Raw genomic sequence first — 23,032 nt, 5'->3', positions numbered from 1 at the left:
CCCGAAAAATCGTCGTGGCGGATGCGCCGATCAGCGGCGGGTATCTACCAAGCGGGGAGGCAGCCCCTTCAACGGCGATCATTCAGAATAATTCTAAATTGCAAAATCACCGCCCTTCAGCCCCAGCGCATGCAGGGATATGCTGTTTGTCGGAGGCTCATGGCGGGCTCACCGGCGGTTTGCACCGGCGCGGCCAGACACCCGTTTTTCGCATGCATTCCAATGATTTAAAGTGTCTGTTCAGAGATTTTCAGAGGATCATGCGGGGCTGGACGAACCCCAACTGTTGCAAAGCAGCAACGCCGATAATAAGAATTATTCGCAATATGCAGAAGCGCCGCCGGCCGAACGTCTTTTCTACGTCAGGGCGGACTCTGCACGGCCATCGCGCCCTGCCCGAGACGGGCCTTCCAGAGCTGTTCGGCCAGCCGCAGGGCGTCGGCGAAGGCCGGCCCGGTGGCGCCGGGAAGGGCGAACAGGGCGAAGGCCGCGGTGCCGACGATGATGCGCTCGGCCCGCGCGTCGCGCACGGCACCGGTCCACACCCCCTGCCAGTACTCCAGGCTGGTGCCGCGCGGGCGCGGCGTGGGGGGCGGCTCCTCCATGCAGGCGGGGAGAATGAGGTCCTCCGCCTCGCCGTTGACCAGACGGTGGATGGAGGAGGGACGGAAGGGCGTGAACTGGGCGACGTCGCGCACGCTGCCCAGCACGGCCATGTGCTTCCAGCCGAGGATGCGGGCGGCGTCGCGGTGCAGCTCCCGGTAGGTCGGCTTCGCCGCGCCCAGCAGGGAGGTCTTGGCCTTAGCCGGCTTCAGCAGATGCACGGCCTCGAACACGGCGGAGCGGGTCTGGGTCAGCCGGTGCAGCCCGATCAGCCGGTAGATCTGCGGGGACAGGGCGGCGAGCGGCGCGTAGGCGATCCGCTGCGCCGCCAGAGCCGCCGCGATCTCCCGCGCGTTGGCGCAGACGGGGATGCCCACGGTGGGCGCGATGAACTCGTAACGGCCGGACGCTGCGCTGCAGCCCGTACCGCCGTGCAGCAGCACCCGGTGGCCGGCTTGAGCGACCAGCCGCGCCGCGTGGAAGAACCAGGGCGGGTTGTGGTAGTTGGGCGAGGTGAAGCAGGGCCAGTCGATGTCCGCCTGGATCGTCCGGCCCAGCCCGGCGGCGACATGCGCCCGCATCGCCCGCACCAGTCCGGCCAGTTCCGGCGCGGTGGAGCCGCGCATCCGCATCATGCCGAGAAGCGCGCCGACCTGGACCGGATCGGCCTCGCCCTCCAGGATGATGGTCATCGCCTCCTCCGCCTCCTCGGCGGTCAGCGGGCGTCCGTGGCCGCCGCCGGCGACGCCCAGCACGCCGATGTGGCGGGCCAGCCGGTCCTGTGCGGAGGCGTCCGGCCCGATCTTGTCCAGCTTTGCGTCGATCTGGGCTGGGGACGGCTGCCCCTCCAGCAGGCCGGCGGGCCGGACCTGAAGCGGCGGCGCGTCGATACCGGTCGGCACGTTCCAGCGGGGATCGAAGGTTTCGTCGGGCGCCGGGCGTTCCATCGACGGTTCGAACAGGGCGTCGATCCCGCGGGCCAGCGCCTGCACGCGCGGGCGCAGCGCTTCGGCGAAGGGCGTCGGCACCAGACCGCGGCCCGAGCGGATGAACAGGGGATCGCCGAACTCCTCGCGCATCTGCGCCAGAAGCCGGCTGAGCGCCGAGGTTTGCAGACCGAGGTCGCGGGCGGCCAGCGTGACGTTCCGTTTCGACAGCAGCGCGTCCAGCGCGACGATCAGACGGCCACGCGACAGCCGGTTCTCCTGGCCGCCGAGGGCAGCCTTGCCCGGAGCGGACGCCTCCGGCACCGGCGCTGGACGAGGCGCCGCGCCCTTCCTCTTGTCCATCATGTGCGTTCAGCCCGAATGCGGTTGCCTAGCCGGTTCACGGCTGCATACCATGATAATGATACGCATTTGCATGCCAACGCAACACGGCTGGTCCGCCCTCCGGCCCCGCGACGGACGGGGCCGGAGGCTTGTGCCCCTCAGTCCTCGGAGTCCGCGGGCTTGGGGGCCGCGGCCTGCTCCGCCTGGATCCGCTCGACGATGCGGGTCAGCGCCGCCGCGTCGAACGGGCTTTCCATGTTCAGGTCCTGGGCGAACTTGCGGATCACGCCGATGGCGCGGCGCCGGGTCACGATGTCGACGTCACCGGGCCGCGTCCGCTCGACCACCGGCCCCTTGTAGTAGCCGCTGCCGACACGCCATTGGCGCTGTCCGTCCGCCCGCCATTTGGTGCCGTCGGACAGCACCATGCAGCGGTTGCCCTCGGTGAAGGCGTCGACCATGGCGATCCTCTCCGGGCCGGTCTGGCTGTTGTGGATCGTCACCTGATCCCCGACCCTGAACGCTGTCATTGTGTGATCATCCTCTCTCAATCAGTCGCTGTCCGACACTGGACCGCCGGAATGGAACCGCGCGCCGTGGTCGCTCTCGCGCCGCTCCTCCACCGCCGCCATCAGCCGCGACTTCGCGGTGGCGCGGCTGTCCGGCGCGGCGTCCTCCTTCCGTTGGCCCGGCGGCTGGCTCCGCGAGGCGGAGCGCACGCCGTTCAGCGCCGCCAGGAAACCGGTGGCCGGACGCATCGTCCTGCCGCCGCGCAGGCGCGGCGGGGGCCCGGCCGGTGGCGCCGAAGGCGACGACGCCGGAGGTTGCGGCTTCGCCGCAGCGACGGGGACGATCACGGCCTCCACCTCCTCATGCGGCGCCCGCCGTTCGGCGGCCTCGGCATGGGCGAGGCTGGTGGCACGCTCCACGACCAGCGTCCGGCATTCGCCGTCCAGCGTTTCGTAAACGCGCTTGGCCTCGTTCAGTTCATGCAGGTCTTCGGTTTCCAGAGTGCGGTCCAGCGCGCTGGAGAGCAGCCGGAACTCCAGCACGCCCGGCACCCGCGCCTCGTCCACGGCGCGCTTCAGCACGCCGACGGCTTGCAGGGTTTCACGGTCCAAAGTGCCTTCGGGCATCGACATGCTGTGGGTTGATCGGCGGGATCACCCGAAATATCGGCTGAGGACCGGCGGGGTCAAGTGCGATCCGGCACCGGTCCGGCTTCACCCTCCGGTTCGACCGCACCGCGTCTTTGCAGCCACAGGGCGACGAGCCAGCACAGCGCGGCCCAACCCGCCCCGACGCACCAGCCCGCCAGGACGTCGGTTGGCCAATGGACTCCCAGATAGACCCGGCTGCACCCGACCAGCAGCGTCACCGCCATCGCCACGACGAGCACATAGGCCTTCTGCCGCCGCCCCTCGACGAAGCGGGCCAGCATGGCGCCCAGCGTCAGGAAGACAACCGCCGACAGCAGCGAATGGCCGCTGGGGAAGCTGGCGGTGAAGACGATGTCGCCGTGGGGAACGATGTCCGGGCGCTCCCGCCCGATCTGGTTTTTCAGCAGACTGCTGATCGCCATGCCGCCGCCGACCGAGAGCAGCACCAGAAGCGACGCCCCGCGCTTCCCCCGAAGCAGCAGGAAACCCAGCGTCACCGCGGTGATCAGAGACAGCACCGTGATGCTGCCCAGCGCCGTGACGTCGCGCGCCGCGTTGTGAAGCCAGGGCGGGCCAAGCGGCATCGCCGGATCACCAGCCACCCGCAGCGCCATCAGCACCGCGCGGTCGAAGGCCGCCGTCTCGCCCTCGATCACCTCGCCGGCCAGCAGGGCGAAGGTCAGGATCAGCCCGGCGCTGACCGCCATGCCGACGAGAAGCCGCAATTCGTGCCGGCCGAGCCTCGTCCAGAAGCCGGGTGCCCTCAATCCTGCCAGCGCCATCGCCCGTCCCATGCCTCCCGTCCGCCACAGACCGGTTATGGGAACGCCGGCCTCCGGGAAAAAGGTCCGCCGGGGCGAAGCGGACGCCGCCGAATGGTCGATCCCACAAACATAAAGATATCTTTATGCTTGCGGGGGCCGGATGGCGCTGCTACACCAGCCCCACAAGCGGGCCGGTGCGCCCGCCCCGAACCATTGCTGTCCCGCAAACAGCCGCCCAGGAGACCCCCCGATGGCCGCGCCCGCCAACTTCACCGACTTCAAGGTCAAGGACATCAGCCTCGCCGAGTGGGGCCGCAAGGAAATCACCATCGCCGAGACCGAGATGCCCGGCCTGATGGCGCTGCGCGCGGAGTTCGGCGAGTCCAAGCCGCTGGCCGGCGCCCGCATCGTCGGCTGCCTGCACATGACCATCCAGACCGCCGTGCTGATCGAGACGCTGACCGCTCTCGGCGCGACCGTCCGCTGGTCGTCCTGCAACATCTTCTCGACCCAGGACCAGGCCGCCGCCGCCATCGCCGCCGCCGGCATCCCGGTCTTCGCCTGGAAGGGCGAGACGGAGGAGGAGTTCTGGTGGTGCATCGAGCAGACGCTGCGCGGTCCGGCCACCGGTGAGTATGCCGGCTGGACCCCGAACATGATCCTGGACGACGGCGGCGACGTCACCCAGATCATGCACGACAAGTATCCGGAGATGCTGGCCGAGGTCCGCGGCCTGTCGGAGGAGACGACCACCGGCGTCCACCGTCTCTATGAGATGATGAAGAAGGGCACGCTGAAGGTTCCGGCCATCAACGTGAACGACAGCGTCACCAAGTCGAAGTTCGACAACCTCTACGGCTGCCGCGAGTCGCTGGTCGACGGCATCAAGCGCGCCACCGACGTGATGGTGGCCGGCAAGGTCGCCGTGGTCGCCGGCTACGGCGACGTGGGCAAGGGCTCGGCCGCCTCGCTGCGCTCGCAGGGAGCGCGCGTCCTGGTGACGGAGATCGACCCGATCACCGCGCTCCAGGCCGCCATGGAAGGCTATCAGGTCGTCACGATGGACGAGGCCGCCCCGCAGGGCGACATCTTCGTCACCGCGACCGGCAACGTCGACGTCATCACGCTGGACCACATGCGCCAGATGAAGGACCGCGCCATCGTCTGCAACATCGGCCACTTCGACAGCGAGATCCAGATCGAGGCTCTGCGCAACTACAAGTGGGAAGAGGTCAAGCCGCAGGTTGACGAGGTCGTCTTCCCCGACGGCAAGCGCCTGATCGTCCTGGCCCAGGGCCGCCTGGTGAACCTGGGCTGCGCCACCGGCCACCCGAGCTTCGTGATGAGCGCCAGCTTCACCAACCAGGTGCTGGCCCAGATCGAGCTGTGGACCAACGCCGCCAGCTACGAGAACAAGGTCTACGTCCTGCCGAAGCACCTGGACGAGAAGGTCGCCCGCCTGCATCTGGACAAGATCGGCGCCAAGCTGACCACGCTCTCCGCCAAGCAGGCCGAGTACATCGGCGTGAAGGTCGAGGGCCCGTTCAAGCCGGACCACTACCGCTACTAAGCGGGCCAAAGTGGACCGGATCCAAACGGATCGGAACGGAAAGGGCCGCCCCACGGGGCGGCCCTTTTTGCGTTTGGAATGCGCTGTTGCCCCCACCCTTCCCACGGCTTTGCCGTGGGCCCCTTCCCTCCCCCGCTTCGCAGGAGAGGGAGGATAATCCCCTCCCCTGCGAAAGCGGGGGAGGGCTAGGGAGGGGGCAAGACCTCCCCTGCCGCCAAACCCTACCGCCGCACCATCGGCGCCAAGTCCTTGCGGATGCCGGCGTCCAGCCGGGCGTTCAGGTCGTCCATCATGCGGCGGACGAGGTCCTGCAGCGTCGCCTCGCGGTCGGCCAGCGAGATGTTTTCCGGCACCGTGGTCGACTGGGTCACCGTCGCCTTGGTCATGCCGCGGAAGGTCGTCTCGCCGGGCAGATCGCCGCCGATCTCGACCTCGATCCGGCCGTCGTAGCGCTGGGCCTGATCGTTGGTGAAATAGCCCTTCACCCCGCCGGTCTTGGGAAGCTGGACCTCGACGATGCTGGCGTCGCGGATGGTGACGCGGACGCGGCCCGGCCCGCCCGCGGCCTGGAGCCGCTCGTTGGCCCAGCGACGCACCGCCTCGGCGGGCGGCAGGGGGATGCGCTGGTCGACGGCGGTGCCGGCCGGCCGGTGGGCGTCCACCACGTCGACGCCGCCCGCGTTCAGGACGATCGGGCCGAAGTTGGAATAGTCGATGGGCCGGGCCGCCGGACGCGGCGGCGTGCTCTGGCAGGCCGTCAGGGCCACGGTGGCGAGAGCGGCGGCGAGAACCAAACGGCGGGTGGGCATGATCGCTCCGGTGAGACGGAAAAACGGCGCGGCACTATAGCCGCGCCGTTTCCCAAGCGCATCCGGAACCTGGAGCCCCCTACTTCGCCGTCCCGTAGACCCGGTCGAGGTCCGCGTCGTCGAAGTGGTAGGCGGTGGAGCAGAACTGGCAGACCACCTCGACTCGCCCGTCGTCGATCTTCAGGCTCTGCACCTCGTCCCGCGGCAGGCTGGACAGCATGTCCGACACCCGCTCGCGCGAGCAGCGGCAGCCGAAGCGCAGGGCCTTGGGCTGCCACACCCGCACGCCGTCCTCGTGGAACAGGCGGAACAGCAGGTCGCGGGCCGCCAGATCGGGGTCGAGAAGCTCGTCGCCGGTGGTGCTGGACAGCAGGACCATGGCGCGGCGCCACGCGTCCTCGTCGCCGGAGCCGAGCACCTTCTCCGTGGCGTCCTGCGGCAGGCGCTGGATCATGATGCCGCCGGCCCGCCAGGCACCCTTGCTGCCGTCCGGCAGGGTTTCCTGGTCCACCGACACGGTCAGGCCGGTGTCGATCTGCTCCGACTGGCGGAAATAGTGCTGCACGCAGTCGGCCAGCGTCTTGCCGTACAGCTCGACGATGCCCTGGTAGCGCTCGGTGTTCGGCCCCTGGTCCACGGTGAAGGCGATGTGGCCCTTGCCGAGCAGGGCCGGCGCCGGAGCGATCGCCACGTCGTCGGCGGCCTTGGCCAGCGCCTCTTCGTCGAACTGGGCGTAGGCGCGGATGTCGCCGACCGAGGTGATGTCCGCCACCATCAGCCGGACCGGCCCGTCGCCCTTGGTCTGGAGCGTGAAGATGCCGTCGTACTTCAGCATGCTGGACAGCAGCATGGCGAGCGTCATTGTCTCGGCCAGGAAGCGGGCGACCGGCTCCGGATAGGCGTGGCGGGTCAGGATTTCGTCCAGCGCGGGGCCCAGCTTCACCATGCGGCCGCGCAGGCGCGACGCCTCGATCTGGAAAGGCAGAACGAGATCGTCGGTGATCGGTTGGACGGAAGGATCGTCCATGATGTCCTCGAAGTTACGACAGGCCATGGCCCGGCGCCGCCATCCCGCTCATCGCGGGGGGCGGCGCCGGGCCATGGCTCCAATTCCAAGGGCTCTTAGCCCCAAGTGCTCTTAAATAGTGGCGCCGAGGCACCATGCCAGTATGGCCTTCTGGGCGTGCAGGCGATTTTCCGCCTCGTCCCAGACAACTGAGTGGCGGCCGTCGATCACCCCGTCGGTCACTTCCTCCCCGCGGTGGGCGGGCAGGCAGTGCATGAACAGGGCGTCGGGGGCGGCCAGGGCCATCAGCGCCTCGTTGACCTGATAGGGACCCAGGACCGCCGCCCGCTCGTCCACGTCGGTGTTGTGCATCGAGGCCCAGGCGTCGGTGACCACGCAGTCGGCGCCGCGCACGGCCTCCTCCGGCGAGGTGGTGACGGTGATCCGCCCGCCCTCGCGCTTGACCCAGTCGAGCAGTTCCGGTGCCGGGCCGTAGATCTCCGGGCAGCCGAGGCGGATTTCCACGCCGAGGCGCACCGCCACATGGACCCAGCTCACCGCCACGTTGTTGACGTCGCCGATCCAGGCCACCGTGCGCCCTTCGATGGGGCCGCGATGCTCCTCGAAGGTCATCACGTCGGCCATGATCTGGCAGGGGTGCGACTGGTCGGTCAGGCCGTTGATGATCGGCACCGAGGCGAACTCGGCCAGTTCGTGCACGCGCTCCTCGCCCATGGTGCGGACCATCACCGCGTCCACGTAGCGGGACAGCACGCGGGCGGTGTCGCCGATGGTCTCGCCGCGGCCGAGCTGCATGTCGTCGGGCTTCAGCACCACCACGTCGCCGCCGAGCTGGCGCATGCCCACCTCGAAGGAGACGCGGGTGCGGGTCGACGGCTTCTCGAAGATCATCGCCAGCGTGCGGCCCGCGAACAGCGAGCGGTAGGCCGGGATGTCCTTCTTGATGGTCGCGGCCATGGCGAGGATCTGGCGCAGGGTCGCCTTGTCCAGCCGGTCGATGTCGAGGAAATGACGAACGGCGGACATCACACCAGCTCCTTGGCGGTCTTGGCGAGGATGGCCACGGCCTCCTCCACCTCGGCTTCGCCGATGTTCAGCGGCGGCAGCAGCCGGACCACGTTGTCGCCGGCCGGAACGGACAGCAGGCCGTTGGCGCGCAGCGCCACCACCACGTCGCCGACCGCCGGGCCGCAGGCGAGGCCGAGCATCAGCCCCTTGCCGCGCACGCCCTTGAAGACCGCCGGATTCTCGGCCACCAGCCCGGCCAGCCGGTCCTGGAGCAGGCCGCCGATGCGCTGCACATGGTCGAGGAAGCCGGGCTCCAGCACCTTGTCCAGCACGGCGTTGCCGACCGCGGTGGCCAACGGGTTGCCGCCGTAGGTCGAGCCGTGGGTGCCGGCGGTCATGCCCGACGCCGCCTTTTCCGTGGCGAGGCAAGCGCCCAGCGGGAAGCCGCCGCCGATGCCCTTGGCCACCGCCATGACGTCCGGCGTGATGCCGGCCCATTCATGGGCGAACAGCTTGCCGGTGCGGCCCATGCCGCATTGGATCTCGTCCAGGAACAGCAGCAGCCCGTGCTCGTCGCAGATTTCCCGCAGGCCGCGCAGGAACTCCACCGAGCCGGCGCGGATGCCGCCCTCGCCCTGGATCGGCTCCAGGCAGATGCCGGCGGTCTCGTCGGTCACGGCGTTGCGCACCGCCTCCAGGTCGCCGAAGGGCACGAGGTCGAAGCCGTCGAGCAGCGGGCCGAAGCCCTTGATCAGCTTCTCCTGCTGCGCCGCCGACACCGCGGCCAGCGTGCGGCCGTGGAAGGCCTGCTCGAAGGTGATGATGCGGGTGCGGGCCTTGTCGCCCTTCTCGTAATGGTACTTGCGGATCAGCTTGGCGCCGCACTCCCACGCCTCGGCGCCCGAGTTCGTGAAGAACACGGTGTCGGCGAAGGTGGCCTCGGTCAGCCGCTTGGCGAGGCTCTCCTGACCGGCGACCCGGAACAGGTTGGAGGTGTGCCAGAGCTTGTGGGCCTGGGCGGTCAGCGCCTCGACCAGATAGGGATTCGCGTGGCCGAGGACGTTCACCGCCACACCGGCGGCGAAGTCGAGGAATCGTCGCCCGTCGGTCGCGTACAGATACGGACCTTCGCCGCGCTCGAACACGATGTCGGCGCGGGCATATGTGGGCATGACGACCGGAATCACAGCGAAAGCCTCCAAATGAGGAAAGCCCGGCGGGCACCCTCGCCCGCCGGGAACCGTCGAATATCAAGATGTCACTTCAGCCTGTCAACGGATTGGCTACGCCGACCGGCTGAATTCGGCCGGATTCCGGCGGATTTACGCCTTCAGCTTGTAACCCGTCTTCAGCATGCGCCAGGCCAGCCACCACAGGCCGCCGTTGACGGCCAGCATGACGAGAATCCCGATCCCCAGCGTACCGTCCGACCGCCCGATGAAGCCGTAGCGGAAGCCGTCGATCATGTAGAAGAACGGGTCGAAATGGGCGATCCACCAGAAGACCGGCGGCAGCGTCTCCACCGAATAGAAAGTGCCGGACAGGAAGGACAGCGGCGTCACCACGAAGTTGGTCACCGCCGCGATGTTGTCGAACTTCTCCGACCAGATGCCGCCGACCAGCCCGAGCAGCGACAGCAGCATGGACGCCATCAGGGCGTGGAAGATCACGAACTCCGGGTGGGCGATGCGCACCGGGACGAAGGCCCAGATCGCCAGCCCGGTGACCAGCCCGACGATGAGGCCGCGCGTCACGCCGCCCATGACGAAGCCGAAGACCAGCTCCAGCGGGGCCATCGGCGGCATCAGGATGTCGACGATGTTGCCCTGGACCTTGGCGATCACCACGGAGGAGGAGGTGTTGGCGAAGGCGTTCTGGGCCATCGCCATCATGATCAGGCCGGGGGCCAGGAACTCCAGATAGGGCACCGTGCCGATCATCCGCACCGCACCGCCCAGCGCCAGCGCGAAGACGGCGTAGAACAGCAGGGTGGTGACCACGGGCGCCCAGACGGTCTGCTGGTGCACCTTCAGGAACCGGCGCACCTCGCGCGCGTAGAGGGTCCACAGGCCGACCCAGTTGACGGCGCCGACCTGGCGGGGCATGGGAGGGAGAGGATGAGTCATCGCACCACGAATCACAGGAATGGACCGGACTTTAGGGCGCGCCGCCCGTTCCGGCAACCGCCCCCGGACGGGAGACAGCCATGACCCGCGACCAGCCGCCGGCCCGCAAGCCGCCGCGCCTCGTCACCGCCCAGTATCTGGAGAACGCGGCCCTGCACTATCTCCAGCGCTTCGCCAGTTCCTCGGCCAGCCTGCGCCGCGTGCTGATGCGCAAGGTCGACCGCTCCGCCCAGGCCCACGGCACCGACCCGGCGGAGGGGGCGCGCTGGATCGAGGACCTGATCGCCCGCTACCTGCGCAGCGGCCTGCTGAACGACACGGCCTATGCGGAGATGCGCGCCGCCAGCCTGCACCGCCGCGGCACCTCGACCCGCGCCATCCGCGAGAAGCTGTCCGCCAAGGGCATCGGCCGCGACGAGGCCGACCGCGCGCTGGAGTCGCTGGATGAGGAGGTCGAGGGCGACCTGAACCTGACCGCCGCTCTGGCGCTGGCCCGCCGCCGCCGGCTCGGCCCCTACCGCCTGCCGGAGAAGCGCGCGGAGTTCCGCGACAAGGATCTGGCGGCGCTGGGCCGCGCCGGCTTCGCCTACGACATCGCCCGGCGGGTGGTGGACGCCGAAGACCCCGACTCGGTGGAGTAACCCCGTCCCCGCCGCAGCCCGTTCGCCCCGTCCGGCTGTTGTTCGGCAAACGCCACCGGTTCGGGAAAGCAGACATGCGCCACGCCGCCCTCGCGGGCCTCACCCTCGCCGCCGGGCTTCTCGCCGCCGCCTCGGCCGCCCGCGCGCAGGACGACGAGCGCATGGCGCTGTCGTCGGAGCTGCCGATCACCGTCGAGGACGCCGCCGCCATCGAGAAGGGCAGCGTCGACGTGAAGGTCCGCGCCTTCTTCGACCGGCTGAAGGGGGACGGCGGGCGCAACCGCCTGACCTTCGACCCGGAACTCCAGGTCGGCGTGGCCAACGGCTTGGCGCTGAAGGTCAATCCCGGCTACCGCGTGGGCAACGCCGACGACGCGCAGCAGGGCGACGTCAAGCTGTCCGCCGAATACAACATCCGCGAACCGTCGCAGGGTCGGCTGGGCCTCTCGGTGGAGCCGCTGGTCAGCATCCCCTACGGATGGGGAAGCAAGACGACCGAAGCCGGGATCACCGGGCGCCTGACCCAGCCGCTCGGCACCGCCGCCGGCGCGCCGCGCCTGCACGCCAACCTGTCCTGGCGGCATCTGTTCGATCCGGCTTCGGACGAGCGCGACAACCGCTTCATCATGGCCGCCGGGATGAACGCCCCGGTCGGCCCGGCCACCGCCGTGGCCTTCGACGTGGTCCGCGAGCAGTCGCAGGAGCGCGGCAAGGCCGACAATTTCGTGGAAGCCGGCGTCCGGCATCTTGTCGGCGAAGACCTCGCCGTGGGTGCCGGTGTCGGCGTCGGGTTCGGCCCCGATTCGCCGCGCTACCGCCTCCTGCTCGGCGTGCAGCGATCGTTCTAGACTCGTTGTCCGGAAACGACAAAACGCGCGCAAAGCCTTTCGGCGATGCGCGCGGCACTCTCAACCGGGGTTCGGTGCAACCGAGAGTCGGAGTCGTCCTGGTGTGGGGCTCAGCACCCGACCGCGGAGTTTGCCGCTCCGCGGTAACATCACCAGAATCGCCTGGATGCGCTCCGGCGCCTCCAGGCGGTCAGCCTCAGGCCGCGACGGCCTGCTGCTTGTCCTGGGCCTTGGCGATGCGGCGCTTCAGGCGGCGCGCTTCCAGGCTGAGGACGTCGTCCTTCGCGTCGAGCAGGAAGGCGTCGAGGCCGCCCTTGTGCTCGATCGAACGGATCGCGTTGGTGGAGATACGCAGGCGCACCATCTGACCCAGAGCGTCGCTCAGCAGCGCGGTTTCCTGCAGGTTCGGCTGGAAACGGCGGCGGGTCTTGTTGTTGGCGTGGCTGACGTTGTTGCCAAACTGCGTGCCCTTGCCGGTCACGGAGCACCGACGTGCCATCGGAGTGATCCTTTATTTTAGCAAATGAAACCCGGTCCCGGGCAGCATACCGCCCGAAGGAGGCGGCGTTATAGTCGAACAAGCGCGCGCCCGTCAAGGAAGGAAGAGACGGGCGCGCGCCGATCGACGGTCCCCGGGCCGGCGGGGACCGCGATCCGGTGGAATCACTCGGCGGCGGGAGCGGCGGCCTTCTTCTCCTCAGCCTTCGGGGCGGCCTTGGGCGCTTCCGGCTTCGGCGCGTCCGCCTTGGCGGCCTCGGCCTTGGGGGCCTCCGCCTTCTTCTCCTCGACCTTCGGGGCGGCCTTCACGTCAGCCTTCACCTCGGCCTTCGGGGCCTCCGCCTTGGGCGCCGGGGCGGGAGCCGCCTCGACCTTCGGCGTTTCGGCCTTCACCGGCTCCGCCTTCGCAACGGGCGCCTCGGCCTTCTTCTCTTCAGCCTTGGGCGCCTCGACCTTCGGAGCGGCGGCCTTGGCCGGAGAGGCCTTGCGGGCCGCCGGAGCCTTCTTCGGCGCCGGGGCGGGAGCCGGCTCGGCCTTCGCTTCCGCCTTCACCTCGGCCTTCTTCTCTTCGACCTTGGGCGCCTCGACCTTCGGAGCGTCCGCCTTCGCGGCGGCCTTCGGAACCGGAGCGGCGACCGGAGCGGCCTTGGGCGACGGGGCGGCCGGCGACAGGGCCAGCGGGCTGACGCCCAGTTCGGCGGCGATCTTCGAGGAGACGTCGAGGACGGTCTGCACTTGGTTGACGACGCGGGCCTGGGCGACGGTCGCCCATTCGCGCTGCACGGCGACGAGGTCCGCCGGGCTGCGCACCTTGGCGAATTCGCTGGCGAGGTGGGTCGTTTCGCCGATGCCGGCGGTCACGCCGTCGAGCAGGCGCCGGCAGCCGTCCTGCATCACGCCGGCGACGCGCGTGCCGCGGGCGGCGTAGGTCTCGGCATTCGCCTTGCCCAGCGGCGACAGGGCGAGAGGCCCATTGGTCAGGGGATTGAAGCGCTCGAAAAGATCCAGAAAATTGGCGGCCATGTCCTAAGGTCTCCCGTTGACGACTCGACGCGGAGGCGGTGTCGGACAAGTCAACTCCGGCTCATACCCCAGGAGACTGCGGGCAAACCTCTCGCCCAAGCGCCACGGAGGCGCTCCTTTCCCGCCCAGGCCACCTTATGCACGGGAGAATCGCGGCGCAACGGAAATGTTGCGGTGCAGCATACCCGAAAGGACCTACTCCACCGCGCGCCCGAGGAACTTTTCAAGCAAAACGCGTGCAGCGGCGGTGGGGGTGATGGCGCCGCCGGTCACGCGGGACTCCAGCGCGGACAGGTCGGCGCGCACGGCGGGATGCGCCTTGAAGGCGTCCACCAGCGTCTCGCGGATCTCGCTCCACAGCCAGGCGCGGGCCTGCTCGGCGCGGCGCGTGGCGCGGACTCCGGACGCTTCGGTGATCGCCTTGTGCTCCCCGATGGTGTCCCACACCGAATCGATGCCGGCCCTGGTGATGGCCGAGCAGCTCAGCACCGGCACGCGCCAGTCGCCGTGGCGCAGCAGGGTCAGGGCGTGGCGGTAGTCCGCGACGGTATGCCGCGCCGTGTTGGCGAGGTCGCCGTCCGCCTTGTTGACGACCACGAGGTCGGCCAGCTCGACGATGCCCTTCTTGATGCCCTGAAGCTCGTCGCCCCCGGCGGGCAGCAGCAACAGCATGAACAGGTCGACCATGTCGGCCACCGCCGTCTCCGACTGGCCGACGCCCACCGTCTCCACGACGATCACGTCGAAGCCCGCCGCCTCGCAGATCAGCATGGCCTCGCGCGTGCGGCGGGCCACGCCGCCCAGCGTGGCGCCGGCGGGCGAGGGGCGGATGAAGGCGTTCGGCTCGCGCGACAGGTCCACCATGCGGGTCTTGTCGCCCAGGATGGAGCCGCCGGTGCGCTGCGACGACGGGTCGATGGCCAGCACCGCCACCTTGTGCCCCCGCGCGATGACGTGCTGCCCGAACGCCTCAATGAAGGTCGACTTGCCCACCCCCGGCACGCCGGAAATGCCCACCCGCACCGAATTGCCGGTGTGGGGCAGCAAAGTCTCCAGCAGGGCGTCGGCCTGGGCACGGTGGTCGCGCCGGGTCGATTCGATCAGCGTGATGGCGCGGGCGAGCGCGCGGCGGTCACCCCGCAGCACCGCGTCGGCGAGCGCGGCGGGGGTGTTGAGGGCGGGAGCGGTGGTCATGCAGGGAACCTAGCGGGCGCGGCGGGCGCGGTGAAGCCCCTCGTCGAACACTGGGTCGATCCGCTGCGTCGATCCGCCGGCCCCTGTAAGCGTCACGCCGCCTTCGCCGCCAGCCCGTCCAGCCAGACCTCCAGCGCGGCGAACAGGGCGACCGCCGTGGCGCAGGCCGCCTGCACCGACTCGGGCGCCTCCAGATCGCTCTCCAGCCGGGCGAGCAGCGCCTTCCACCGGCCGGCCATGTCGATCCCGGCCGAGGCCAGGAAGCGCGCCCCGCGCGTGGCGTCGAAGCCCAGCGCGCGGGTGACGTTGGGCAGCATCGCCCGCCCGCCATGGGCGGAGCCGTCCAGCACGTAGCGCGCCGCCAGCCGCGCCGGCAGGCCGTCCAGCGCCGGCAGCGACCCGGCCACCGGCAATGAGTCCGCGTCCACCCCCAGCTCGGCCAGATCGGCGCGCAGCAGGTCCAGCCGCTCGGCCCCCTCGCCCAGCGCCCGCTCGATGGGGGCGTTGAAGCCGTGCAGGGCGATCAGGGCGTCGCGGTATTCGTCCACGGTGATCGTCGGGCTGGTCAGCGGGCGCAGGACCGCCGCCCGGTCCAGCCGTTCATGAATGTCGCGGGTCGCCTCGCGCAGCGCCTGCCGTACCGGTCCCAAAGGGATGCTCCGTCGTGATGATGAGGTTAAGTGGGGGCGAGGACTTCCGGAACCGGTTCCGGCCCTTGTGAGGATTCCTGCTGCCGCGCCCACAATGCGGCATAGGCGCCGCCGCGCGACAGCAGTTCCATGTGGCGTCCCCGTTCGATCACACGCCCGGCCTCCATCACCAGGATCTCGTCGGCGTCGATCACGGTGGACAGGCGGTGCGCGATGACCAGCGTGGTCCGGCCCCGGCTGACCTCGCGCAGGTTCGCCTGGATCTCCCGTTCGGTGTGGGTGTCGAGCGCCGAGGTCGCCTCGTCGAACAGCAGAATCGCCGGGTTCTTCAGGATGGTGCGGGCGATGGCGACGCGCTGCTTCTCGCCGCCGGACAGCTTCAGCCCGCGCTCCCCCACCGTGGTCTCGTAACCGTCGGGCAGCGCCATGATGAAGTTGTGGATGTGGGCCAGCCGGGCCGCCTGCTCGACCTCCGCCGGGCTGGCGCCGGGGCGGCCGTAGGCGATGTTGTAGTAGACCGTGTCGTTGAACAGCACCGTGTCCTGCGGGACGATGCCGATGGCGCCGCGCAGCGATTGCTGGGTCACCGCACGGATGTCCTGCCCGTCGATCAGGATGCCGCCGCCCGACACGTCGTAGAAGCGGAACAGCAGCCGCCCGATGGTCGATTTGCCCGCCCCGGACGGCCCGACGATGGCCACCGTCCGCCCGGCGGGCACGGTGAAGCTCACCCCCTTGAGGATCGGCCGCCGCGGGTCGTAGCCGAACTCCACCCCGTCGAAGCGCAGCTCGCCCCCCGTGATGGCCAGCGGGGGAGCGCCCGGCCGGTCGGCAACCTCGCGGTCCACCGACAACAGCGTCACCATGGATTCCACGTCGATCAGCGCCTGCTTGATCTCGCGGTACACCACCCCGAAGAAGTTCAGCGGCTGGTAGAGCTGCAGCAGGTAGGTGTTCACCAGCACGAAGTCGCCCAGCGTCATCGTGCCGTTGACGATGCCGCGCGCCGCCATGCCCATGACCACCGCCAGCCCCAGCGAGATGATCGCCGACTGGCCGATGTTCAGCAGCGACAGGCTGCGCTGGCTCTTCACCGCCGCCTGCTCGTAGGAGGCCAGCGCCTGGTCGTAGCGCCGGGCCTCGTGCCCCTCGTTGCCGAAATACTTGACGGTCTCGTAGTTCAGCAGGCTGTCCACCGCCTTGGTATTGGCCTTGTTGTCGGTCTCGTTCATGGCGCGGCGGAACTGGATGCGCCATTCCGACACGAAGAAGGTGTAGGCGATGTAGCTTCCCACCGTGGCGAAGGTCGCCAGCGCGAACCAGCCGTCGAACATCCGCCACAGGATCACGCAGACCAGCGTGATCTCGACCAGCGTCGGCACGATGGAGAACAGGGCGTAGCGCAGCAGCGTCTCGATGGCGCGGGTGCCGCGCTCCAGCGAGCGGGTCAGGCCGCCGGTCTGCCGCTCCAGATGGAAGCGCAGCGACAGGGCGTGCAGATGCTGGAAGACCGACAGGGCGACCTTGCGGATCGTCCGCTGGGCGACGTTGGCGAACACCGCGTCGCGCAGCTCGGCGAAGACCAGCGACATCACGCGCGCCAGACCGTAGGCGACGATCAGCCCCAGCGGAATCGTCACCAACGCCCCGGCGTCGCCCGGCGACAGCGCGTCGACCGCCCGCTTGTAGAAGAGCGGCACCCAGACGTTCGCCACCTTGGCGCCGACCAGCAGGACCAGCGCCACCACCACGCGCAGCTTCGTCTCGAAGGAATCATGCGGCCACAGATAGGGCACGAGCGAACGCAGCGCCGCCATGTCGCCGGTGCTGGACGCCGCCTCCGCATAGGACGGGGCCGGGCTGGGGTTGCTGGTGCGGCGGCGCATGGAAGGGTCCGGGAAAGGGGTCGGTTGCCGAAGGCGGCTGCCCTAACCTAGGGCCAGTTGCCGCGCCAACCAAGGAAGACGGGCCGTGCGCCGGCTGCATGGCGGTCCGCCGGAAGGTTTCCACACGGTTGACGGGAATCGGTCTCTGGAAAATTGCACGCGGACGAATGGATAAAACCGTATTAGACTTATTGTCTATCTCCGTTGGCGAGGGCTGCGGAGCGATTGCCGCATAGGGCCGAACGTGCTGAAAAACCTCTCCCTGACCGCCAAACTGTCCCTGCTGAACGTGCTGGGGCTGTTCATCCTGGCCATCGTGCTGACTCTGGCCTCCAGCCATGTGCTGAGCGACCGCAGCGCCGCCTCCGCGCAGGAGCAGCGGGAACGCAGCATGGCGCTGGCGCACATGCTGCTGAAGCAGAACGGCGCCGACTACAGCCTGCGCGACGGCGCGCTTTACGTCGGATCGGTGCGGATCGACGGCGACATCCGCATGGTCGACCAGATCCGCGAGCTGACCGGCGGTGCGGCCACGGTGTTCCGCGGCGACACCCGCGTCGCCACCACCGTGCAGAACCCCGACGGCAGCCGGGCCAACGGCACGAAGCTGGGCGCCGGGCCGGTCTTCGACAGCGTCATCACCCAGCGCAAGCCCTACCGCGGCGAGGCCGACATCCTGGGCGAGCGCTACTTCACCTCCTACGACCCGCTGCTCGACGCCTCCGGCTCGGTGGTCGGCGTGCTGTTCGTCGGGCTGAAGCGGGCCGACGTGATGAGGGTGGTGGACGAGGTGGAGCGCACCATCCTGGTGGTGGCGCCGCTGGTCACGCTGGCCTTCGGTCTGGTCAGCTTCTTCCTGGTCCGCCGCCAGATGGGCGCGGTGCGGGCGATGAGCGCGACCATGCACGACCTCGCCGCCGACAAGCTGGACGTCGCCGTTCCCGGCCTCGACCGCGGCGACGAGATCGGCCAGATGGCCCAGGCGGTGCAGGTGTTCAAGGACAACGCCATCCAGAAGAAGGCGATGGACGAGGCCGAGCGCGCCCGCCTGGAGGCCGAACGCCGCGCCGACGAGGCGCAGCGCGCCCGCGAGGCGGCGATCGGCGAGGAGATCGCCGCGCTGATCGACGGCGTGTCGAAGGGCGACCTGTCGCGCCGCCTCGACCTGGCCGGCAAGGACGGCTTCTACAAGACCATGTCGGCGGGCATCAATCGTCTGACCGACACGGTGGAGGCGGTCATCGCCGATCTCGGCGCGGTGCTCAGCGCGCTCGCCCAGGGCGACCTCAACAAGCGGGTGCAACGCGATTACGAGGGGGCCTTCCAGACGCTGAAGACCGACGTCAACGCCACCTCCGCCAAGCTGTCGGAGATCGTCGGCCAGATCACCCAGTCGGCGGACACCATCGCCTCGGCGGCAGGCGAGGTCTCCATCGGCTCCTCCGACCTTGCGGAGCGGACGGAGCAGCAGGCCTCCTCGCTGGAGGAGACGGCGGCGAGCATGGAGGAGTTGGGCGCCACGGTGCGCTCCAACGCCGACAACGCCCAGCGCGCCAACGGCATGGCCGCCGACGCCCGCACCGCCGCGGAGTCCGGCGGCACGGTGGCGGGCTCGGCCATCGACGCGATGAAGCGCATCGAGGCGTCGAGCCGCAAGATCACCGACATCATCGGGGTGATCGACGAGATCGCCTTCCAGACCAACCTGCTGGCGCTGAACGCGGCGGTGGAGGCGGCGCGGGCCGGCGACGCCGGGCGCGGCTTCGCGGTGGTGGCGCAGGAGGTGCGCAACCTCGCCCAGCGCTCCGCCCAGGCGTCCAAGGAGATCAAGGGGCTGATCCTGGACAGCGACAGCCAGGTGAAGGACGGGGTGGAACTGGTCAAGAAGGCCGGCGACGCGCTGGAGGGCATCGTGTCGGGCGTCCAGCAGGTCGCCGGGCTGATCGCCGAGATGGCCTCGGCCTCCTCGGAGCAGGCGGCGGCGCTCGACGAGATCAACGCCACCGTCTCGCAGATGGACGAGATGACCCAGAAGAACGCCGCGCTCGTCGAGGAAACCACCGCCGCCGCCCAGGCCATGGCCGGTCAGGCCAACGACCTGAAGGGGCTGATCGGCTTCTTCAAGCTGGACCCGCGGGCCGTGCCGGTCGCGGTTGCGAGCCCCCGGCACGTCGCACCGGTGGCCCGTACGGCCGCTCCGGCGCCCCGCCCGACCCGCGCCGCGGCCAAGCCGGCGGCTCGTGCGGCGGCCCATTCGGGCGCCGCGCTCAAGCGCAACGTCAGCGAGGATGACGATTGGAAGGAGTTTTAAGGGCCAAAATCATCATTGCCCCCACCCTAACCCTCCCCCGCTGACGCAGGGGAGGGGACTTTTCTCCCTCCCCCGCCCAGCGGGGGAGGGCCGGGGTGGGGGCAAGCCGTACCCGCCTCAATTCGCGATCGGCGTCGCCTCGATTTTGCGGCGCGGGGCGGCCTTGATCGAGGGGCCGGCGTTGTCCTCCGGCTTGGCGACGGTGGTGCTCGTCCCGCGGGCGGTCTGGACGGGCGCGCTGCCGCGCAGGCGCAGCAGATGCATCCGCACATAGGCGGTCGACCCCACCGCCTGCACCGCCACCCAGTCGGTGCCGCGGGCACGGCCCAGGACCTTCAAAGGCTGGCCGGGCGGGAAGGTGGCGACGATGGGCGCGCCGTTGCTCGGCTGCGAGCGCAGCGCGGTGGTCTTGTCGGTTTCCCACTCGCCGGAGACGGTGTCGAGCCCGGCCGGGGAGGCGCTGGCGGTCCCCTGCACCACGGGCGCGCGGTTGGTCCGCTCGCCCGTCTGGCAGGCGGTCAGCATCACCGCGCAGGCCACGGCGAGGGAGACGGGAACGAGGCGCAGGCGTCTGGTCATCACGGACTCTGTTGGGTAGCCCTTTCGATCGGGCGACCATACAGGATGCGCCCCCACCCGCGCCACCGCGCCGCGGCAGAACGGCTATGCACTGTTTGTGGCAGGAAAGTGGCGCCGGCCCTTACGCCCAACGCCTAGGCGAGGACGCCCAGCTGCCAGGTGAAGAAGACGCCCAGCGCCACGGCGATGGTGAGGAGCTGCTTGCCCGTCACCACGCAGGCCAGCACGGCGGCCAGCGCGCCGACCAGTTGCGGGTTCGTCCAGGTCAGCTCCAGCCCCTCGCCGTTCGGCGACAGGATCATCGGCACGATGATGGCGGTCAGCACCGTCACCGGGACGAAGCCCAGCGCCTGCTTCAGCAGCGGCGGGAAGACCACCCGGTCGCCCAGCACGAACAGCGCCGCCTTCACGAAGACGGTGACCGCCGCCATGCCCAGGATCATCACGGTGTTGGTCAGGACGGTCCCGGTCATGCCGCTTCCTCCTCCCGCCGTCCGGCCTCCAGCCCGCCGGAGCGCCAGCGCTGCAGGGCCATCCCCACGGCCACCCCGGCCACCACGGCGGCCATCAGCCCCAGCTTGTAGGGCACGTCCTGCCCCAGATAGGCCACGCCCCCTGCCGCCACCGCCGCCGCGAAGTTGGGCAGGCTGGCAAGCTGCGGCACGACGATGGCGATGAAGGTGGCGACCATGGCGAAGTCCAGCCCCAGCGACTGGAGCTGCGGGAAGGCCGCGCCGAACAGCAGGCCGACCAGGGTCCAGAACTGCCAGTTCGCGTACATCGACAGGCAGGAGCCCAGGAAGTACCAGTGCCCGAGCGGCGCGCGCGGCTGCCGGGCGTAGTAGCCGGCCATCACCGCGAAGGTCTCGTCCGTCAGGAAGAAGCCCAGCGTCCAGCGCCAGCGCGCCGGCAGATGGGCGACGTGCGGCAGCAGCGTGGCGGCATACAGGGCATGGCGCAGGTTCACGATCAGGGTGGTCAGCCAGATCACCGCCAGCCCGGCGTGCCCGGCCACCAGACCCAGCGCGATGAACTGGCTGGACCCCGCATAGACCGACAGGGACATGAGCTGCCCCTGCCACGCCGCCAGGGGCCCGGCGGCCACCAGCGTGCCGAAGATCACCCCGAAGGGCGCCGCGCCGATGACCATCGGCAGGGTGTCGCGGGCGCCGGCGGCGAAGCTGGATCGTCTGGTCATGATCGTTCTGATGCGTCTTCTTGAACCGTTCCTTGGAACAGCGTCGGGTTGCGGACCATAGCGCTGCGACGAGTGCGCCGCCCGCCTTTTATTGTCCGGGAGACAAGTCCATCCACCCCGCCCCGCGCAAAATGCCGCATGCGAACGAGCAATGAAAAATTCCCGTATTTAGAGTATTTTTTCGAAGTTCTCGCACCCACCGCACCTGCCGGGGAGCCCGTTCGCGTGAAGGTACCGTTCAACAACAAGGCCCGTTGGATCGACGACGTCATCTGGCATCAAATCCCGCGCCTGAAGATCGAGCCGCGGCGCAAGCTCGCCGCGTCGCTGGTCGCGCCCTTCCGGCCCCGCACGCCCGGCTTCACGCCGTCCGAACAGGCGCTGAGCCTCAAAACCCAGTTGGAGACGCGCGGCTACACCGACGCCTTCCGCCTGATGACCGACGAGCAGGTCGCGGCGATGCGGCGCTATTTCGAGGAACAGCCCTGCTTCGACGGCGGCCACCGGCAGTATGGCTCCTTCACCATCGACAAGGTGCCGTCACCGGACATCCAGATGGCCCGCTATGTGGAGGAACAGTTCCTGGCCGCGCCCCACCTGCTGGACACCATCAACCACCCGCTCGTCCTGGAGGTCGCGGAGGCGTTCCACGGCTGCAAGCCGACCATCGACGGCATGTCGGTCTGGTGGTCGCTGGCCCGGCCCAACCCGCGGATCAGCACCCAGAACTACCACCGGGACTACAACCAGGTCCGTCATTTCAAGATGTTCCTGTACCTGACCGACACCGACATGGGCGGCGGGCCGCACATCTACGTCCCGGCTTCCCAGCACGGGCAGGAGCTTCTGGAGCGGCGCAATCATTCCGACGCCGAGGTCGAGGCGGTCTATGGCGCGTCGGCGCCCGTCGCGCTGACCGGACGGGCGGGCGACTGCTTCCTGGCCGACAACATCGGGATGCACAAGGCTCTCCAGCCGACGCACAGCGACCGGCTGATCGTGGTCACCGAATACACGCTGCTGCGCAACCGCTTCGGCCCGCTCCAGCCGGTCCTGCCGAATCCGGACCGCCGTTACGACCCCTACATCAACCGGGTCTATCTGCGGAGTTAACGATTCCGATGGGGCTGGTGTGCCGGGGGGAGGGCTTTCCATCCGCCCGCCTTTCCGGCACGCTGATCCCATGAAACCCGATTCCTGCTTCGAGTTTCCCGTCCACACGGCGGGGGAGCGTGTGGCGGACGCGGTCATCCACGCCATCGGCGTGATCGCCGGCCTGATCGGCGCATCCTGGCTGCTGGCCGTGACGGCGGGCCACGCCTCCGCGACCGAGATGGTGTCGCTGGCCGCCTACGGCGCCGGGCTGGTCGGCATGCTGAGCGCGTCGGCCGCCTACAACATGTCCCCGCCGGGGCGGCGCAAGGCGGTGCTGCGGCGGGTCGACCACGCGATGATCTATGTGATGATCGCCGGCAGCTACACCCCCTTCACCTTGAACCGTCTGGACGGCGCCGCGGGAATCCCGCTGGGCGTCGCGGTGTGGGTGGTGGCGCTGGGCGGGGTGGCCCTGAAGCTGTTCGCCTCCTGGCGGTACGAACGGCTGGGCTTCGTGCTCTATCTAGGGCTCGGCTGGGCCATCCTGTCGGTGGCCGAACCGCTGTGGCGATCGCTGTCGCCGACGACGCTGCTTCTGCTGGCGGTCGGCGGGGTGGTCTACACGGTGGGGGCCTTCATCCACACGCTGGACCGCCTGCCCTACAACATCCCGGTCTGGCACGCGCTGGTCATCGTGGCGGCCTCCTGCCACTTCGCCGCGGTGGCTCGGGAGTTCGCGGTGACGTGACGAACGAGGGGCCTCGCGACAGG

23 protein-coding genes are annotated in these 23,032 nt (G+C 69.4%); 6 read left to right on the top strand and 17 right to left on the bottom strand.

Annotated features, from left to right (window positions below; genetic code table 11):
• Positions 1 to 362: 362 nt before the first annotated feature.
• From Sp245p_RS20375 to Sp245p_RS20360, 4 genes are all read right to left on the bottom strand, one after another.
• Positions 363 to 1,895 carry a glycosyl transferase family protein gene (locus Sp245p_RS20375; protein ID WP_014198095.1) on the bottom strand — a complete coding sequence of 511 codons (1,533 nt, stop codon included), beginning with the start codon at positions 1,893 to 1,895 and terminating at the stop codon, positions 363 to 365.
• A 137-nt stretch (positions 1,896 to 2,032) separates the two neighbouring features.
• Complete coding sequence (locus Sp245p_RS20370) at positions 2,033 to 2,404, bottom strand: hypothetical protein (RefSeq protein ID WP_014198093.1); 372 nt, start codon at positions 2,402 to 2,404, stop codon at positions 2,033 to 2,035.
• Between the two features lie 21 nt (positions 2,405 to 2,425).
• Entirely contained in the window at positions 2,426 to 3,016 is a 591-nt protein-coding gene (locus Sp245p_RS20365) for a hypothetical protein (RefSeq protein WP_246119800.1), read from the bottom strand.
• A 53-nt stretch (positions 3,017 to 3,069) separates the two neighbouring features.
• On the bottom strand, positions 3,070 to 3,828 hold the full coding sequence (locus Sp245p_RS20360) for a phosphatase PAP2 family protein (RefSeq protein WP_014198091.1): 759 nt from the start codon (positions 3,826 to 3,828) through the stop codon (positions 3,070 to 3,072).
• Between the two features lie 220 nt (positions 3,829 to 4,048).
• On the opposite strand from Sp245p_RS20360, the gene ahcY reads away from it, so the two are divergent.
• A complete protein-coding gene (gene ahcY / locus Sp245p_RS20355; RefSeq protein ID WP_014198090.1) occupies positions 4,049 to 5,368 on the top strand; it encodes an adenosylhomocysteinase in 1,320 nt (439 codons plus the stop codon).
• A gap of 221 nt (positions 5,369 to 5,589) precedes the next feature.
• Here ahcY and Sp245p_RS20350 read toward each other — a convergent pair whose 3' ends face one another.
• The 5 genes from Sp245p_RS20350 to Sp245p_RS20330 form a co-directional block, all read right to left on the bottom strand.
• The gene (locus tag Sp245p_RS20350) at positions 5,590 to 6,177 is read right to left on the bottom strand and encodes a hypothetical protein (protein WP_014198089.1); all 588 of its coding nucleotides are present in this window, start codon (positions 6,175 to 6,177) and stop codon (positions 5,590 to 5,592) included.
• Between the two features lie 79 nt (positions 6,178 to 6,256).
• Positions 6,257 to 7,204: an Hsp33 family molecular chaperone gene (locus Sp245p_RS20345; RefSeq protein ID WP_041812823.1), complete on the bottom strand. Its 948-nt coding sequence runs from the start codon at positions 7,202 to 7,204 to the stop codon at positions 6,257 to 6,259.
• 111 nt (positions 7,205 to 7,315) lie between these two features.
• The gene (gene argF / locus Sp245p_RS20340; RefSeq protein WP_014198087.1) at positions 7,316 to 8,230 is read right to left on the bottom strand and encodes an ornithine carbamoyltransferase; all 915 of its coding nucleotides are present in this window, start codon (positions 8,228 to 8,230) and stop codon (positions 7,316 to 7,318) included.
• On the bottom strand, positions 8,230 to 9,384 hold the full coding sequence (locus tag Sp245p_RS20335) for an aspartate aminotransferase family protein (protein WP_014198086.1): 1,155 nt from the start codon (positions 9,382 to 9,384) through the stop codon (positions 8,230 to 8,232). Before Sp245p_RS20335 ends, argF begins: the two co-directional genes overlap by 1 nt.
• Before the next feature lie 150 nt (positions 9,385 to 9,534).
• A complete protein-coding gene (locus Sp245p_RS20330) occupies positions 9,535 to 10,338 on the bottom strand; it encodes an ABC transporter permease (RefSeq protein ID WP_041812383.1) in 804 nt (267 codons plus the stop codon).
• 80 nt (positions 10,339 to 10,418) lie between these two features.
• Between Sp245p_RS20330 and Sp245p_RS20325 the strand changes: the two genes are divergently transcribed.
• Complete coding sequence (locus tag Sp245p_RS20325; RefSeq protein WP_014198084.1) at positions 10,419 to 10,979, top strand: regulatory protein RecX; 561 nt, start codon at positions 10,419 to 10,421, stop codon at positions 10,977 to 10,979.
• A 74-nt stretch (positions 10,980 to 11,053) separates the two neighbouring features.
• Positions 11,054 to 11,827: a hypothetical protein gene (locus Sp245p_RS20320; RefSeq protein WP_109138805.1), complete on the top strand. Its 774-nt coding sequence runs from the start codon at positions 11,054 to 11,056 to the stop codon at positions 11,825 to 11,827.
• A 196-nt stretch (positions 11,828 to 12,023) separates the two neighbouring features.
• Here the strand turns inward: Sp245p_RS20320 and rpmB are convergent, their stop codons facing one another.
• The 5 genes from rpmB to Sp245p_RS20295 all read right to left on the bottom strand — a co-directional run bounded on the left by rpmB (position 12,024) and on the right by Sp245p_RS20295 (position 17,078).
• Positions 12,024 to 12,326 (bottom strand): 50S ribosomal protein L28, encoded by a 303-nt coding sequence (gene rpmB, locus Sp245p_RS20315; protein WP_014198082.1) that lies wholly within the window; start codon positions 12,324 to 12,326, stop codon positions 12,024 to 12,026.
• A 164-nt stretch (positions 12,327 to 12,490) separates the two neighbouring features.
• Positions 12,491 to 13,348 (bottom strand): phasin family protein, encoded by an 858-nt coding sequence (locus tag Sp245p_RS20310; protein ID WP_014198081.1) that lies wholly within the window; start codon positions 13,346 to 13,348, stop codon positions 12,491 to 12,493.
• Between the two features lie 195 nt (positions 13,349 to 13,543).
• The gene (meaB, locus tag Sp245p_RS20305) at positions 13,544 to 14,542 is read right to left on the bottom strand and encodes a methylmalonyl Co-A mutase-associated GTPase MeaB (protein ID WP_014198080.1); all 999 of its coding nucleotides are present in this window, start codon (positions 14,540 to 14,542) and stop codon (positions 13,544 to 13,546) included.
• Between the two features lie 92 nt (positions 14,543 to 14,634).
• Entirely contained in the window at positions 14,635 to 15,192 is a 558-nt protein-coding gene (locus tag Sp245p_RS20300; protein WP_014198078.1) for a biliverdin-producing heme oxygenase, read from the bottom strand.
• 26 nt (positions 15,193 to 15,218) lie between these two features.
• The gene (locus Sp245p_RS20295; RefSeq protein ID WP_014198077.1) at positions 15,219 to 17,078 is read right to left on the bottom strand and encodes an ABCB family ABC transporter ATP-binding protein/permease; all 1,860 of its coding nucleotides are present in this window, start codon (positions 17,076 to 17,078) and stop codon (positions 15,219 to 15,221) included.
• Between the two features lie 244 nt (positions 17,079 to 17,322).
• On the opposite strand from Sp245p_RS20295, the gene Sp245p_RS20290 reads away from it, so the two are divergent.
• On the top strand, positions 17,323 to 19,389 hold the full coding sequence (locus Sp245p_RS20290; protein ID WP_109138804.1) for a methyl-accepting chemotaxis protein: 2,067 nt from the start codon (positions 17,323 to 17,325) through the stop codon (positions 19,387 to 19,389).
• A 117-nt stretch (positions 19,390 to 19,506) separates the two neighbouring features.
• On the opposite strand, the gene Sp245p_RS20285 is transcribed toward Sp245p_RS20290, so the two are convergent.
• From Sp245p_RS20285 to Sp245p_RS20275, 3 genes are all read right to left on the bottom strand, one after another.
• Positions 19,507 to 19,968: an SH3 domain-containing protein gene (locus tag Sp245p_RS20285; RefSeq protein WP_014198074.1), complete on the bottom strand. Its 462-nt coding sequence runs from the start codon at positions 19,966 to 19,968 to the stop codon at positions 19,507 to 19,509.
• A 134-nt stretch (positions 19,969 to 20,102) separates the two neighbouring features.
• Entirely contained in the window at positions 20,103 to 20,426 is a 324-nt protein-coding gene (locus Sp245p_RS20280; protein ID WP_088123940.1) for an AzlD domain-containing protein, read from the bottom strand.
• Positions 20,427 to 20,437: 11 nt separating this feature from the next.
• Positions 20,438 to 21,166 (bottom strand): AzlC family ABC transporter permease, encoded by a 729-nt coding sequence (locus Sp245p_RS20275; RefSeq protein WP_014198072.1) that lies wholly within the window; start codon positions 21,164 to 21,166, stop codon positions 20,438 to 20,440.
• A gap of 225 nt (positions 21,167 to 21,391) precedes the next feature.
• Between Sp245p_RS20275 and Sp245p_RS20270 the strand changes: the two genes are divergently transcribed.
• Complete coding sequence (locus Sp245p_RS20270; RefSeq protein ID WP_014198071.1) at positions 21,392 to 22,279, top strand: phytanoyl-CoA dioxygenase family protein; 888 nt, start codon at positions 21,392 to 21,394, stop codon at positions 22,277 to 22,279.
• A 70-nt stretch (positions 22,280 to 22,349) separates the two neighbouring features.
• Positions 22,350 to 23,009: a PAQR family membrane homeostasis protein TrhA gene (trhA, locus tag Sp245p_RS20265; protein ID WP_014198070.1), complete on the top strand. Its 660-nt coding sequence runs from the start codon at positions 22,350 to 22,352 to the stop codon at positions 23,007 to 23,009.
• Positions 23,010 to 23,032 lie beyond the last annotated feature (23 nt).

Source organism: Azospirillum baldaniorum (assembly GCF_003119195.2).
GTDB classification, from domain to species: domain Bacteria; phylum Pseudomonadota; class Alphaproteobacteria; order Azospirillales; family Azospirillaceae; genus Azospirillum; species Azospirillum baldaniorum.
Note: the sequence above shows the minus strand (reverse complement) of the source record. Positions and strands in the feature narration are given on the sequence as shown.